The 13,941-nt window shown below is 45.3% G+C and carries 13 protein-coding genes; 8 read left to right on the top strand and 5 right to left on the bottom strand.

What is annotated here, in order from left to right; all coding sequences use genetic code 11:
* Nucleotides 1–130: 130 nt before the first annotated feature.
* The gene (locus tag ACLHR0_RS15750; protein ID WP_436487791.1) at nucleotides 131–2,539 is read left to right on the top strand and encodes an ABC transporter permease; all 2,409 of its coding nucleotides are present in this window, start codon (nucleotides 131–133) and stop codon (nucleotides 2,537–2,539) included.
* 9 nt (nucleotides 2,540–2,548) lie between these two features.
* Here ACLHR0_RS15750 and ACLHR0_RS15745 read toward each other — a convergent pair whose 3' ends face one another.
* From ACLHR0_RS15745 to ACLHR0_RS15735, 3 genes are all read right to left on the bottom strand, one after another.
* Nucleotides 2,549–3,430, bottom strand: coding sequence for a hypothetical protein (locus tag ACLHR0_RS15745; protein WP_436487789.1), 882 nt, complete (start codon nucleotides 3,428–3,430; stop codon nucleotides 2,549–2,551).
* A 164-nt stretch (nucleotides 3,431–3,594) separates the two neighbouring features.
* Complete coding sequence (locus ACLHR0_RS15740; RefSeq protein WP_436487787.1) at nucleotides 3,595–4,008, bottom strand: hypothetical protein; 414 nt, start codon at nucleotides 4,006–4,008, stop codon at nucleotides 3,595–3,597.
* Nucleotides 4,009–4,016: 8 nt separating this feature from the next.
* On the bottom strand, nucleotides 4,017–5,366 hold the full coding sequence (locus ACLHR0_RS15735) for a hypothetical protein (protein ID WP_436487785.1): 1,350 nt from the start codon (nucleotides 5,364–5,366) through the stop codon (nucleotides 4,017–4,019).
* 139 nt (nucleotides 5,367–5,505) lie between these two features.
* Between ACLHR0_RS15735 and ACLHR0_RS15730 the strand changes: the two genes are divergently transcribed.
* The 6 genes from ACLHR0_RS15730 to ACLHR0_RS15705 all read left to right on the top strand — a co-directional run bounded on the left by ACLHR0_RS15730 (nucleotide 5,506) and on the right by ACLHR0_RS15705 (nucleotide 11,259).
* The gene (locus tag ACLHR0_RS15730) at nucleotides 5,506–6,069 is read left to right on the top strand and encodes a Crp/Fnr family transcriptional regulator (protein WP_436487783.1); all 564 of its coding nucleotides are present in this window, start codon (nucleotides 5,506–5,508) and stop codon (nucleotides 6,067–6,069) included.
* Between the two features lie 492 nt (nucleotides 6,070–6,561).
* A complete protein-coding gene (locus tag ACLHR0_RS15725) occupies nucleotides 6,562–7,491 on the top strand; it encodes a DUF6515 family protein (RefSeq protein WP_436487781.1) in 930 nt (309 codons plus the stop codon).
* Nucleotides 7,488–8,078, top strand: a complete 591-nt coding sequence (locus ACLHR0_RS15720; RefSeq protein WP_429049054.1) for a hypothetical protein — start codon at nucleotides 7,488–7,490, stop codon at nucleotides 8,076–8,078. Before ACLHR0_RS15725 ends, ACLHR0_RS15720 begins: the two co-directional genes overlap by 4 nt.
* Before the next feature lie 86 nt (nucleotides 8,079–8,164).
* Nucleotides 8,165–9,052, top strand: coding sequence for an oxidoreductase (locus ACLHR0_RS15715; protein ID WP_436487779.1), 888 nt, complete (start codon nucleotides 8,165–8,167; stop codon nucleotides 9,050–9,052).
* A gap of 1 nt (nucleotide 9,053) precedes the next feature.
* Complete coding sequence (locus tag ACLHR0_RS15710; protein WP_436487777.1) at nucleotides 9,054–10,469, top strand: aldehyde dehydrogenase family protein; 1,416 nt, start codon at nucleotides 9,054–9,056, stop codon at nucleotides 10,467–10,469.
* Nucleotides 10,470–10,473: 4 nt separating this feature from the next.
* Nucleotides 10,474–11,259: a helix-turn-helix domain-containing protein gene (locus ACLHR0_RS15705; protein ID WP_436487775.1), complete on the top strand. Its 786-nt coding sequence runs from the start codon at nucleotides 10,474–10,476 to the stop codon at nucleotides 11,257–11,259.
* A 34-nt stretch (nucleotides 11,260–11,293) separates the two neighbouring features.
* On the opposite strand, the gene ACLHR0_RS15700 is transcribed toward ACLHR0_RS15705, so the two are convergent.
* Nucleotides 11,294–12,079 carry an SDR family NAD(P)-dependent oxidoreductase gene (locus ACLHR0_RS15700; RefSeq protein ID WP_436487774.1) on the bottom strand — a complete coding sequence of 262 codons (786 nt, stop codon included), beginning with the start codon at nucleotides 12,077–12,079 and terminating at the stop codon, nucleotides 11,294–11,296.
* Nucleotides 12,080–12,147: 68 nt separating this feature from the next.
* Nucleotides 12,148–13,050, bottom strand: coding sequence for an AraC family transcriptional regulator (locus ACLHR0_RS15695; protein ID WP_436487773.1), 903 nt, complete (start codon nucleotides 13,048–13,050; stop codon nucleotides 12,148–12,150).
* Between the two features lie 171 nt (nucleotides 13,051–13,221).
* Between ACLHR0_RS15695 and ACLHR0_RS15690 the strand changes: the two genes are divergently transcribed.
* Nucleotides 13,222–13,827 (top strand): sterol desaturase family protein, encoded by a 606-nt coding sequence (locus tag ACLHR0_RS15690; protein ID WP_429049040.1) that lies wholly within the window; start codon nucleotides 13,222–13,224, stop codon nucleotides 13,825–13,827.
* Nucleotides 13,828–13,941: the final 114 nt, after the last annotated feature.

The following is a 13,941-nucleotide window of genomic DNA, read 5'->3' as shown; positions in this document are numbered from 1 at the left end:
TGTTCATTTTTGAACAAAAAGGAGCCGGTTGATTTTTAAAATTGGCTATGGTACTGGCTCTTCTACGTGGCATCCGTTTTGGGCGCCAGGTATAACTATTTAAATATATATCGTCGTTATTCCTACAATTATGATCAGCAACTATTTTAAAATTGCCTGGCGGAGCCTTTCCAGGAGTAAAATGTACTCTTTGATCAATATCATTGGTCTGACCGTCGGTATTGCCTGTTGTATCCTGATCGTGTTATATGTGAAGGATGAATTGTCGTATGACCAATATCATAAAAATTACCATCAAATTTACCGGGTACTGCATGCGTACCGCGAAAAATCTGCTCAGAAGTTGCCCCCACCAGCACCGGGAGAATACCAGGTATGGGGCAATGCGCCAGTAGCGCCGGCTTTACAGGCAGATTTTCCGGAAATAAAAATGACAGCCAGATTCACCAGTCCGATCACCCTGTTACTGCAACATGGCGATAAGCGGTTCCAGGAAAGCAACCTGACATTCGCTGATTCTACCATGTTTGATATCTTCAGCTGGAAGCTGATATATGGTAACCGGGAAGCGGCGTTAAAAGCGCCTAACAGCATTGTGCTAACCGAGAGTACTGCAAAGAAATATTTTGGAGATAGTAACCCGGTAGGGCAGGTATTTAAAACCGATCAGGATAATCCTTTAACAGTTACGGGTGTGATGGAAGATGTGCCTTCCAATTCTCACTTTACGTTTTCCGGATTATTGTCGATGAGTACTTTTTATCGCTTCAGGCCGGAGATCTTTAATGAATGGGGATATGTTGACTTCTACACTTATTTCTTACTGAATGAAAATGCAGACATCAACATGATGCGAGGGAAGTTGCCTGAATTCTTAAAACGGCATATTCCCAATGAAAGCAACTATGCTATTGCTTTTGAACCGTTGAAGAACGCTTATCTGCGTTCGGAGGCAATGCGGCAGCCCGGAGCTACCGGGAGTTTGTCAAATGTGTATATTTTTTCGCTGGTAGCCGCTTTCATTCTTTTCATTGCGGCTATCAACTTCATTAATCTTACTACGGCGCGTTCTATGGAAAGGGCAAAGGAGATCGGCGTACGAAAGGCTGTGGGTGCTCATCCGCAGAGTTTAATTCTGCAATACCTTGTAGAAGCTGTGGTGATTTCCATGTTGGCTACTGTGCTGGCATTTGCGATGGTATTTATTTTATTGCCGATGGTGCGTAATATATCCGGAAAGCCGTTGCCATTTGTTGACCTGCTGTCGTGGCAGATGATATCTGTTTTAATACTGGCGCCTTTTTTTGTAGGGATTCCCGCCGGTATTTACCCGGCGTTGGTGCTGTCGCGTTTTAAGCCGGCCCTTGTGTTAAAAGGAAAATTTTATTCCTCAGGGAAGGGTATCCAGCTGAGAAAGGGGCTGGTGGTATTCCAGTTTACTTTATCCATTGCACTGATTGCCTGTACGGCCATCGTGTTTTCCCAGCTCGATCACTTGCGGTCGCATAACCTGGGTTTCCGGCAGGACCAGATGCTGGTAATTGACTATGGTGGCGATAATGAAGTGAATAAGAACATAGAAGCCGTAAAGGCCACACTAGCCAATAATCCGGCGGTGATAGCCATAACAGCTTCCCGTGCAGTGCCAGGAGAATTTTTTCCCAACGCACATACCGTTATTGCTTCGCCCAGTGGTGAAATGCAGCCTTTTGGTCCGGGGCTGTATGAAATAGATGCAGATTTTATACCGGCATATGAAATAAAGATGGCCGCAGGCAGGGCATACTCCCGTGATTTCCCGGCAGACCTGGAGCAGTCGATGATCATTAATGAAGCTGCTGCGAAACAATGGGGCTATGCCAATCCGCAGGAAATTATCGGGAAGAACTTTGAGCAATGGGGCCGTAAAGGCACCGTTATCGGCGTTGTAAAAGATTTCAATTATCAGTCGCTGCATAAAAAAGTAGAGCCGCTGGCGTTAAGAATGGCGCCCTCCGATGCATTGAACAGGCTTTCCCTGCGCATTAAAACAACGGAGATAAACAAGACTATTTCAGCGTTGGAACAAACATGGAATCAGCTGGAACCACAAAGGCCATTCAAATACAGCTTCCTGGACCAGGCTTTCAATGAACAATATCTGAAAGACCTCCGCTTCGGAGAAATCTTTGCGGCTTTTGGCACACTCACTATATTCATTGCCTGTCTTGGTTTATTTGGCCTGGCCACTTTCTCCACCGAAAAACGGCTGAAAGAAATCGGCATCCGCAAAGTGCTGGGTGCGTCTATCACGAGTATCGTTGGCCTGCTATCCGGCGACTTTATTAAACTGGTATTAATTGCCATCCTGATAGCTACACCGCTGGGCTGGTGGAGCATGCATCGCTGGCTGAATGGATTCGCCTACCGGGTGGATATCCATTGGTGGACATTTGGCCTGGCAGGACTGGGGGCGGTGATTATCGCTTTACTTACCGTAGGTGTGCTGGCGCTAAAGGCCGCGAGGATGAATCCTGTGAGGTCGTTGAAGGCGGAGTAGGGGTACAAATTAATGATAGCTGACCCATTGAATTCCAAACAGGCCGCGGTGTTCTTCTTTATTCAGATAATCTCCATCTTTAAACCGCTTGTATAAGCTGAAGGGAACAGTTTGCCGTACAGGCAATACATTTGTAGGGAGTAATTCGAGCTGGAAACGCTCCCTGAAAGGCACTGCTGCGCTGTCACGTCCCTTCCACTTATCCATTACGAGGTAGTTTACACTATCCTTGCCTTTGTAAGGACCATAGTCTTTAACGCCATAGTAGTCATTTGCGGGAACGGTCTGCCAGCGCGTGGGGCCGGTCATACTTTCCGCGGGCAACAGGTAAAAGTAATAGATGTCTATTTCGCTGATATCCGGATCGTTAAAGACATGAGTAGTATGATCGCTGCGGGTGATGTAATATCTTGTAATCGTGGGCGTAGAGAAGTCGAATGCATAATTAAGGGCAAAGAAAAAGGGAATGATGTAAAAGGCCAATGTTCGCAGCAATGCCCGTTTGTTATATTTATGTACTTCTGTTGGAACAGGATCCTTACCAAACAAAAGATACCAGCCTATCGCAGGTGCAATGATGATGAGTATCCACCAGAAATAGGAGGTAGTGTAAATCTCAAGTACGTGTGCTAACACCAATACATACAACACTGCTATGCCGGCAAGGATAAAAAAATGGCTGACTACTCCCAGCTTCGGGTAGCCGGCGAAAAAAACGTCCATTTCCGTTTGCTGCCACGCATGAAGAATATACCTGATCACCGGTAATAAAAAAATGACAACAATAAGATATCTAAACGTTACAGACAACTGGTCTGTGAACAAAAGAGCGATACCCAATACCATCCGGGTGATGGCAGAAAAGCTGACCCGGTACAAGAGGTTCTTCATTTGAGATTATTTTCTGTTATTCTCTGTTTGTGGAATAACACAGGGCTAACATGTTAATCTATATTTTTTTAGCGATAAAATTACAAGATTATATCGTAAATGTGTAGATTTTATGTGTTGATGATTATTGATGTTGGAAGTATATGCGTGTGTTTTCGATCAATTTAATTGTCTGGTAGACCTTGGGCTTTTAACGCTTGTATAACAGACTGCCATTCGTCTCTGTCTTTTTCCTGAACAAAGTAGAATTTACCTCCGGGCTCATATAAGAAGCCGCCGTACCCACTTACTTTGAATTTTCTCTTTTTGCCGTCATTGAATTCTACAATGAGCAAATATTCATCTTTCCAGATAGCCATTGTTTGTTCTTTACATTCTGAATTACTCAAAATTCGTGCAGCATTGTTTATTTTTACTGGTTTTAATTTTTCTATATCTGGCCACTTAATTCTTTCTGTGGTGACATTTCTGGGTAAATTATAAAAATGGAACGTACGGGCTTCCTTCCAATTGACACATTGTTGTTCATTTGTATTGAAGTAAAGAAATGCTAAAAGATATAAGATGATGTTATTCATAGTGGTGATTATTTACACTGAAAAGTATTGGAGGGAGATGTCCCACCTGTGAGATTTTTTTGTGCTATGGATGTGGAGTTAAATAGCCTGAGATCTTCGCCTAAATCTGCGGGGTTGGCCCCTTGTCCCAATGGCCATGTACCAATTGTTTTAGGCACATTTAAGCCGATGATATTTAAGGCAGAGATGCAAATATCCGTACAATTATTCCAGTTTAAATTATAGTTGCCTTTTGTTGCTGCTGCAAATTGCTCCATTGCTGTTTTAAATTGGGCACCTGATACCTTGAATGTAACGGAAACATCATATGCAGTATTGGAATTATCAGCAATGGCACCAGGAGTTTCAGGTAGAAAAGGCGATACCATTGTTGACGGGTAAAAGCCTGCATATCGGCTAACCGTTGTTGATACACCTCCAGATTGAGAAAATCCCAGGAAAGTGTGACCTACACTCAAAGAATTGAGATCTAATGAGCTAGGCAACTTATTTCCATAACCATCGGAAACAATGACGCGGGAATTGGGGATAGGCTGTTTTACATACAATGTAATATTGTAAGTCGAAGTACTATTTATATTGAAGCAGCCGAAATATTTTTTAAGATCAGCGATTAGTCGATCAGTAGCCGGTGCAACCATCCATCTTGTAAACCTTATAGCTGGAACGGAATTATAGTCAAAATTGGCGCTACCTATTGGGTCAATAGGATTGTTTATAGGCGCTCCACCGCCATTGTCCGGTATATCTACACATTGACGGGTGCTATAATTGTAAGTACATCCATAGCTTACTCCCCTGAATGACAAGCATGTATACCAATCCGTTTCAACGCACAAAGAACCTCCCGGCATTCTTGTTACGTGATTTTGATAGCGAATGGTATCCATATTTGTGGGGAATAATTTGACACCGTCCGAAACAAAGTTACCTGACAATCTTCCTGAATTATCAAAGACGAGAATTGACAGGCTGTTTTGTGCATCGCTATTGACAAAAAATGTTACAAGCTCGAAAACCACAGTCCCACTCTTATTCTTGCGGAATAAAAGATACCTTTCGACATTAGAGGAATGCTTATTGTCCTGGCTTTTGATTTGCCTGGTAGAAGTTGGGTGAATGTCTAATATCAAACAAGATTCTCCACTTATTTGTCTTTCATAACAAGCTTCCCAGTTTAAGTCTTTAGGAAGGCTATCATTCAAACCAATAGAATTTTTCAAATCAAATGTCAATTTTGTAGTGTTGTAGCTTTGCTTTGCCTCTGAAATAGTAATTTTGTTTGAAAATCCGAGGTCCTTTCTTTTACAGCCAGATATGAGTACGAGAAAAGCTAAACAGTAGTAAAAAGGTTTCATTAGGATCTTGATTTTGGTCTTATCAATTTAAATTATTTCCTTTATTCAAAAAATTGATATATGTCAAATATATGTATTGACTTAATTTTCATTATATTTAGACACTAAAATTATTGCTACCTCAAAATAACTAACCACAATGGATACCTTATTCGCTTTATTATCACAGTTAGGTCCTGTTTCTGAGGAGTTGAAATCACAAATATCTGCCAAACTGCAGTTTGCAAAATTTAAAAGAAAACAGACGATATTATGGCAGGGAAATGTTTGCGATAATCTCTTTTTTGTATCTAAGGGATTACTAAGAGCATATTATGAAAAGGATAACGAGGAAATTACCAGTTGGTTTATGATGGAGAATGACTTTATCATTTCCGTTTTGTCTTTTTTTAGGAGAATTAAAAGCTATGAATCCATTGAGGCATTGGAAAGCTGTGAACTAATATACATCACATATGATGACCTCATGGAGCTGTATGCAAATTCCCTGGAGTTTAATATCATTGGAAGGAAGCTTACTGAACACTACTATTGTAAAAGTGAAGAACGGTTGTTGGCAATCAGAAAGCAAACTGCTTTTGAAAAATACGAATTTCTTATACAGAATTACCCCGATCTGGCGCAGAGAGTTCCTTCAAAGTATATAGCATCCTATCTGGGGATTACACAGGAAACCTTCTCAAGAATAAAAGCCATTTATTGACATTTATCAACGCTGATTATTGATATTTATCAATTTTATTTCTTGATAATTATCAATTAAAAATTCAAAACAAATCCCCTAATTTTGATCCCGAAGCGCTAAATAATTACCAAACATTATCAAAGCAACAAATCCATTATCTGTTAAAAAACGAAATCCCGTAGTCGCTACATTCATTATTTATTTCCGGTTGACAGGACATTGATTCAATACCATATATTGAAGGAGGCAATCGCATGGAATAAGAATTTCATTCATCCATTAAATAACCCAACCAACCACCCACTTTGCCACTTCCGGTTGCATGGGCGCGCAATCAAGTGGTAGGCTCTCCCTTTCCTCCATCCATTTCAGGGTGGGGGAAAACGGGAAGCTGTTCTTCTCCCTGATTTACATCCCCCCGCAAAACCTCGTTAACAAATTGATCACTTCCGGTGTTATAAAAGGACGGTACCCTGAAAATAACATTTCCCTCATTATTAAACCACACATATGAAAGCTATCAGGAACTTTACCATATGGTTATTGTTTATTTCCTTTACTGCAATACAACCATTTGAGGGCCTTGCTCAGGAAAGGAGACGGGGAGGAGCTGCACCAGCAAGGAACAGGCCCGCACGTACACCTCAGAAAGCACCCGCCAGAACCCGCCCTGCACAAACAGCAAGACCCGCTCAAACAGCAAGGCCCACGCGGCAGCAAACACGACCGGCCAATCGACCGCAAAACAACACCGTTAACCGGAATAACATTAACCGGAATAACTCAGGTAACCGTGTCAATAACTCTGGCAACCGCGTGAATAATAGTCGCAGAAACGTAAATATCAATGTCGATAACAGCAGGGATATCAATGTACATAACAATCGCAATACGGTCGTAAGGCGCAACAATATCAACACCTACCGCAGACCGCCATATGCTTACGGCGGACGAAGATATTATTCATACCATCCTTACTATTATCACCCCTACAGGCCCTATGCCTGGGGACCAGTATGGCATCCATGGGGATTCTTTATCGCCACACTGGCTACTACCGCTATCATCGTGAGCATCAATAATGCAAAGTATCATTATGACCAGGGCGTGTGGTATCAGCAGGCCAATAATGGCTACACTGTTGTACAGGCGCCGGTGGGAGCTACTATCACTACGGTGCCTTCAGGCGCGCAACCGGTAGTGGTAAATAATGTTACTAACTACTATTACGGCGGAGCATATTACGAGAAGGATGGCAGCAAGTATACCGTTGTATCTCCACCTGCGGGAGCCGTTGTGCAAAACCTGCCCGCCGGTGGCGAAGAAGTAAAAGTAGGAGATCAAACCTACGTCAAAGTAGGAGAAACTTATTACCAGCCGGTAAATCTCGACGGCAAAAGCCAGTATGAAGTAGTACAGGTAGAAGATGGTGCACAATGAAAAATTTCTTCCACTATATAAAAATAACCATTGTAGGAGGGTTGTTGTTACTGATTCCCCTGTTTGTGCTGATAGCAGTAATTGTGAAAGCAGGTAGCCTCATAAAGCGGGTGGTGGTCCCCATTGCACACAAGCTACCTGTTCAGGTCCCCGGCATCGGGAAAGAAACGCTGCTAACCATCCTCATTCTCCTGCTGCTTTGTTTCCTGGCAGGGATCTTTATGCACACCGGCATTGCCCGCCGTTTTAAAAGGATCCTGGAAGATGATATCCTGGTACATATTCCAGGATATTCTTATCTGCAGGCACTATCCACCGACAAACTTACCAGTAGCCAGGCTTCTAACTGGAAGCCGGCTGCTGTGCTGATAGATGGTAATGAAGTGATTTGTTTTGTGGTAGATGAAACAGAACACTACTGCTCTATATTCTTTCCTTCGGCGCCCACTCCCTCTTCTGGTACCATCTGTGCCCGGGAGAAGCAGGATGTCCGTTACCTGCCTATCAGTGTATCGGAAACTATCACAATAATAAGGCGACTGGGAAAAGGCAGCGCCGCAGTACTGGAAAAAATAAGAAATACCTGAGCTTCCTGGCAAACTATATTTGAGCCCTGCAACAAAATCCGGCAGTAATTTCCACCCGACCTTTGTCTAAACAAAAAACAATACTCATGACAAAAGTTTGGTTTATCACAGGAAGCTCCCGGGGCCTCGGCCGCAGTCTTACAGCCGCAGTGCTCGCCCAGGGCGATCAGGTTGCCGCTGCCGCCCGCACCCCCGCACAATTAAATGACCTCGCCGCACAATACCCCGGCCAGCTCCTTCCCCTACAACTCGATGTAACAAACAACCAACAGATCCAACAGGCAATAGATACAGCCATCACACACTTTGGTAAAATTGATGTGCTGGTAAACAATGCCGGCTTTGGTATCACCGGCGCCGCAGAAGCCTTCACCGAAGAACAGGTACGGAGCCAGCTGGAAACAAACCTCTACGCACCCATCGCTATCACCAGGGCAGTTCTTCCGCACATGCGTAAACAACGCGCGGGCCGCATCCTCCAGATCAGCTCCATAGGCGGCCGCGTAGGAAACCCCGGTCTCACCATCTACCAGGCGGCTAAGTTCGGCCTCGGCGGATTCACCGAAGCCCTGGCCAAAGAAGTAGCACCGCTGGGCATCTTCGTTACATCTGTAGAGCCAGGCGGATTCCGCACCGACTGGGGCGGCGCATCCATGACCTTCGCAACACCCATCGAAGATTATGAACCTACCGTTGGCTGGATGATAAAATATCTCCGCGAAGGAAACTATGTGCCGGTAGGCGATCCTGAAAAAGCCGCCAAAGTAATGGTGGATCTGGCAAACCATCCCGCCCCACCTGTGCATCTCATCCTGGGCAGCGAAGCCGCAGGGATTTTAAAACAGGCGGATGCCGCGCGACAAGCGGAATTTGAAAAGTGGCTGCCCGTTAGTACTTCCACTGATCACGATGATGCTGTCGACTTCTTCGGAACAACCGCAGCAGATAAATTCGCCACAAAAACAGCCGAGTAACATGAAAACAATAGACCAGATATATATCAACGGCGCCTTCGTAACACCACATGGCGCCACTACCTTCGATCTCATCAACCCCAGCACCAATCAACAAATAGGAACAGTAGCACTGGGGGATGAAATGGATGTAAACAGGGCCGTTGCCGCAGCAAAAGCCGCCTTTACTATCTTTTCAAAAACTACGGTGCAACAACGGAGCAACTACCTCCAACGCCTACACGACGCCATGCAGAAAAGAGTGCCGGACCTGGTGGAAGCCTCCATCATCGAATACGGCGCCCCTGCGCAACGGGCCCTCGCCAGCAATCAACTCGCCGCCGATAGCTTTCTTCACTATAAAAAAGTATTGGAAGATTTCTCCTTCACCCGCAAAGCAGGCACCTCGGATGTGGTCATGGAACCATTGGGCGTAGTTGGAATTATTACGCCCTGGAATGCGAATGCCAGCTATATTTGCAATAAACTGGCTACCGCTGTCGCGGCAGGTTGCACTGCTGTTATCAAGCCGAGTGAAATGAGCGCCATTCAAACGCAGATCGTCGCAGAAGCGCTTCATGAAGCAGGACTGCCGCCGGGAGTATTCAATATCGTCAATGGCCTGGGCAATGTAGTAGGTGCCGAAATCACGCGGCATCCCGGTATCGCAAAGATCTCTTTCACCGGCTCTACAGCCGTGGGAAAAATGATTGCACGCGGCGCCGTAGATACCATGAAACGGGTTACACTGGAACTCGGCGGCAAATCCGCCAATATCATCCTCGATGATGCCGATTTCAGTACCGCCATTCCGATGGCCGTAGCCGCCTGCTTTATGAACAACGGGCAGGCATGCATCGCAGGCACCAGGCTGCTGATACCGGAAGCCAGGCTGGAAGGAGTAAAAGTCCTGCTGAAATCAGCGGTGGCAAACGTGAAAGTTGGCGACCCTATGGACAAAACAACGACTATAGGCCCGCTCGTGAGCAGGAAACAATACGATCGCGTGCAGCAGTATATTCAACTGGGCATCGATCAGGGTGCAGAACTCCTGACAGGCGGTACAGGACATCCCAGAGGATTGGAAGCGGGTAACTTCGTGCAACCAACCGTGTTCACCGGCGTTACCCGGAACATGCGAATCGCCAGCGAAGAAATATTCGGACCGGTAATGTCGGTGATGACTTACAAAACAATCGAAGAAGCCATCGATATCGCTAATGATACAACATACGGCCTGATGGCGTACATCAGCTCATCCAACGAAAAGACAGCAAGGGATATCGCAGGAAAAATTGCAGCAGGACGGGTGCTGATTAATACGCTGCATCATGATCCACTGGCGCCCTTCGGAGGATTTAAACAGTCAGGTATCGGAAGGGAATTTGGCGCATATGGATTGGAAGAATATGTAGAACCGAAAACCATCATTCTATAATATTATGTCGAAGGAAATTGTTTATTCCTGTTACGTAAACAGGAGCAGGGAAGGAGAACAGTTTGTTCCGGTACACGTTTTCAGTTACCAGATCGCGGGCGCCATCACATTCAACGATGGACAACGCAATCAAACTTTTGATGAGGGAACTTTCCGTTTCTGCAGGCGGAATAAGCTGCTCAAATTCTTCAAACAACCACCGGAAAATGGTGAGTTTAAAACAATCTCCGTTTATCTCGATGAAACCACGCTCCGTAATTTCAGTATGGAATATGGCTATGCAGCGGATAAACAGGTGGACAGCGAAACCGTGATGGAACTGAAAGCCCATCTGCTGCTGCAAAGTTATGTTGCCTCCTTACAGCCTTACGAGAAGCTGAATGAACCGGGCAACGATCACCTGTTTGCACTGAAGCTGAAAGAGGCCATCCTCATCCTTCTGAAAGTAGATCCGGCACTCAAAAATATTCTCTTCGATTTTACAGAACCAGGTAAAATAGACCTGGAGGCTTTTATGCAGCAAAACTATCACTTCAATGTAGAAATGAAACGCTTTGCCTATTTAACCGGCAGAAGCCTGGCTACCTTTAAGCGCGATTTTGAAAAGATCTTTCATACCTCGCCCAGCCGCTGGCTGCAACAGAAACGACTCCAGGAAGCCTACTATCTCATCAAGGAAAAAGGACGAAAAATATCGGATGTATACCTGGAAGTAGGATTTGAAGACCTGTCACATTTTTCTTTTGCTTTTAAAAAGACGTTTGGCGTGGCGCCGTCGATGCTGGTATAACAAGGGGCTGCCGGTAAAGACAGCCCCCTGATGCTTATAACCGTTGACCGCCAATAGCCAAACCGCCATCTACCAGGATGCTCTCCCCGGTAACAAACGATGCTGCCGGACTGCTCAGCCACAACACCAGTTCAGCCACCTCTTCAGGTTTCGCAAAACGGCCCATAGGCGCATGTTTCTTAAAAGGCTCCTGTAAAGCTTCCGCATTCTCCGTAGGGAAAAACCGGTCGAACATCGGCGTGTGGATATAACCCGGCTGAATATTATTTACCCGGATACCCGCCGCCGCTGTTTCAATCGCCAGCGCCCGGATCAGGCCATCGGTACCCGCTTTGCTGGCGGAATATACACCCGAACCAGCTCCCGCTCCGCGGGCCAGCCACGACGAAGTATTTACAATCGCCCCACCAGTACCCTGTTTTTTGAATTGCTCAATTTCATATTTGCAGGATAACCACACACCCTTTAAATTGATGCCGATCACCTTATCAAATTCTTCTTCCGGTGTATCTTCAATCAGCCCAAACCGGCCTTCAATACCCGCATTATTAAAGGCAATGTCCAGTTGCCCGAAACGAGTCACGGTATCAACTACCAGCTTTTGCACAACAGGGCCCTGCGACACATCGGCCGCAATAAAATGTACATCGGAACTGATCTGTTGTAAATGCTGTAATGCTTTTTGTCCTTCTGTTTCCCGGCGTCCTGCAATCACCACTTTGGCGCCATTGCGCAGAAATAATTCAGCTGTTGCCAAACCTATACCGGTAGTGCCTCCTGTAATCAGGGCTACTTTGTCTTTTAATGCTTCCTGTGCCATATATTTTTATTTATGACACAAAGATAGCCGGCACCGTACGCCCGGAATTATGCGAATCAAACAGGTAGTTATGAAATGGAAACAGTTGCCTTCCGGAACTGGTTAGGCGTTTGACCAGCTTGTTTTTTAAAGAAGATGTTGAAGTTGGAAGCATGCTCGAAGCCCAGGCAGTAACCGATTTCCGCAATATCGCAATTGCTGTGCAGCAGCAGCGCCTTTGCTTCGGCGGTTATTTTCTCCGAAATCCACTCGGTAGTGGTTTTTCCGGTGGTTTCCTTTAACGCCCGGTTTAAGTGATTGGTATGAACAGATAAATGTTCGGCAAACTCATTGGCATTTTTCAGCCGGATCACCTGGTGGGGCGGATCAAGAGGGAACTGTCTTTCCAGCAAAGCGATAAATAATTCACTGATCCGCTGGGAGGCATTGCCCGCCTGGTAATAGGTTTCAGGTGGCTGCATCTTCAGCGCTTCATGCATAATGATCTGCACATAGCTTTTCTGCAATTCCTGCCTGTTGGCATAACCGGAATTCATCTCCCGCAGCATGTTCTCAAATATCTGCCGCAGAAAATCCATTTTCTCTTTATCAGGAAAAAAGATGTGATTGCCGCCGGTTTTAAACAACGGCGATTGCGCAAGGCTTCCATTCTTCAAATGCGCATCTATAAAGTCTTCCTGGAACAGGCAGAAATAGCCGGTTTGCACGTTGGTAGTGGGTTCCCAGGAGTAAGGGATCATCGGGTTCATGAAAGAAAGACAGGCGCCTTCTATACGGATACTTTTATCTGAATAAGATAAAATACCACCGCCCTGTATAATGAGCGAGATCTTATAAAAATCCCTCCTGTTGGAAGGCAAATTGGTAGCACTGCAGCCAAATTCCTCCAGCCGGTTTACACTGAACTGTCCACTTGGATATTCCTTTCCATGTAATTCAAAAAAGGAGGCTACACTTTCCTTTGCTTTCATAGCGCCAAAGTTATGAAATTCAAACGTAATAATAGCCGGTTGTGCTCCTCCGGGTAAACCCCTTTTTTCAACAATTCAACCCCTTAAATCCGCAGCTCATGATAAAATAGATGGCCGTAAACCTTTGCTGTTGCATTTTTACGGCGGATGCTACGCATAAAACAGCCGCATATGAAATTTGAAAAAGTGCACAACAAAGGTCAGGCGCAGATTTTCAGTAACAGGTACCTGGAGTTCCTTACAAAAACCCATCCCGTCATTATCTTCGGGATGTATCTGCCCGTAATCAGCTACATGATATATTACAGCCGCACTTCATTACATTATTCCTGGTGGGAAATTGGCGCAATTTACCTGGCCGCCGTAACCGGCTGGACACTCTTTGAATACCTCGCTCACCGGTTTATCTTTCACTGGGTCAGCGAACATCCGCTGGCGAGGAAAGTCACCTATACCCTGCATGGCAATCATCATGAATATCCGCGCGACCGCCAACGGCTGTTTATGCCGCCCGTGCCAAGCCTTATCATTTCTTCCTTTCTTTTTGCTGTCTTTTATTTACTGATGCACAACGCCGCCTGGGTATTTTTCCCGGGCTTTATTTCCGGGTACCTTGCCTATGGAAGCATGCACTACGCCATCCACGCCTGGGCGCCACCTTTCAAATGGCTGAAGCCCTTGTGGCGTAACCACCACCTGCATCACTATAAAAACGAGGAACTGGGTTTTGGCGTAAGCTCTACGCTGTGGGACCGCGTGTTTGGTACCATGTTCTGACGCGGCATTGCCGGAAATTAGGGGATCCGATTATTGTCAGGTTTACATTTAATTGCTACCTTAGTTGAAGAGGCCTATTAAACAGCATCTTCAAAGAAGAAAGCAGTGATCTAT

It is taken from the genome of Chitinophaga sp. ARDCPP14, from assembly GCF_051362515.1.
In the GTDB taxonomy this organism is placed as follows: Bacteria; Bacteroidota; Bacteroidia; order Chitinophagales; family Chitinophagaceae; genus Chitinophaga.
The sequence above is the reverse complement of the archived record's forward strand: the minus strand, read 5'-3'. Positions and strand labels throughout refer to the sequence as shown.

Bases quoted from the DNA above. Each gene is read 5' to 3' on its own strand.
- ACLHR0_RS15750 (WP_436487791.1), top strand. From the start codon at position 131: ATGATCAGCAACTATTTTAAAATTGCCTGGCGGAGCCTTTCCAGGAGT.
- ACLHR0_RS15745 (WP_436487789.1), bottom strand. From the start codon at position 3,430: ATGAAGAACCTCTTGTACCGGGTCAGCTTTTCTGCCATCACCCGGATG.
- ACLHR0_RS15740 (WP_436487787.1), bottom strand. From the start codon at position 4,008: ATGAATAACATCATCTTATATCTTTTAGCATTTCTTTACTTCAATACA.
- ACLHR0_RS15735 (WP_436487785.1), bottom strand. From the start codon at position 5,366: ATGAAACCTTTTTACTACTGTTTAGCTTTTCTCGTACTCATATCTGGC.
- ACLHR0_RS15730 (WP_436487783.1), top strand. From the start codon at position 5,506: ATGGATACCTTATTCGCTTTATTATCACAGTTAGGTCCTGTTTCTGAG.
- ACLHR0_RS15725 (WP_436487781.1), top strand. From the start codon at position 6,562: ATGAAAGCTATCAGGAACTTTACCATATGGTTATTGTTTATTTCCTTT.
- ACLHR0_RS15720 (WP_429049054.1), top strand. From the start codon at position 7,488: ATGAAAAATTTCTTCCACTATATAAAAATAACCATTGTAGGAGGGTTG.
- ACLHR0_RS15715 (WP_436487779.1), top strand. From the start codon at position 8,165: ATGACAAAAGTTTGGTTTATCACAGGAAGCTCCCGGGGCCTCGGCCGC.
- ACLHR0_RS15710 (WP_436487777.1), top strand. From the start codon at position 9,054: ATGAAAACAATAGACCAGATATATATCAACGGCGCCTTCGTAACACCA.
- ACLHR0_RS15705 (WP_436487775.1), top strand. From the start codon at position 10,474: ATGTCGAAGGAAATTGTTTATTCCTGTTACGTAAACAGGAGCAGGGAA.
- ACLHR0_RS15700 (WP_436487774.1), bottom strand. From the start codon at position 12,079: ATGGCACAGGAAGCATTAAAAGACAAAGTAGCCCTGATTACAGGAGGC.
- ACLHR0_RS15695 (WP_436487773.1), bottom strand. From the start codon at position 13,050: ATGAAAGCAAAGGAAAGTGTAGCCTCCTTTTTTGAATTACATGGAAAG.
- ACLHR0_RS15690 (WP_429049040.1), top strand. From the start codon at position 13,222: ATGAAATTTGAAAAAGTGCACAACAAAGGTCAGGCGCAGATTTTCAGT.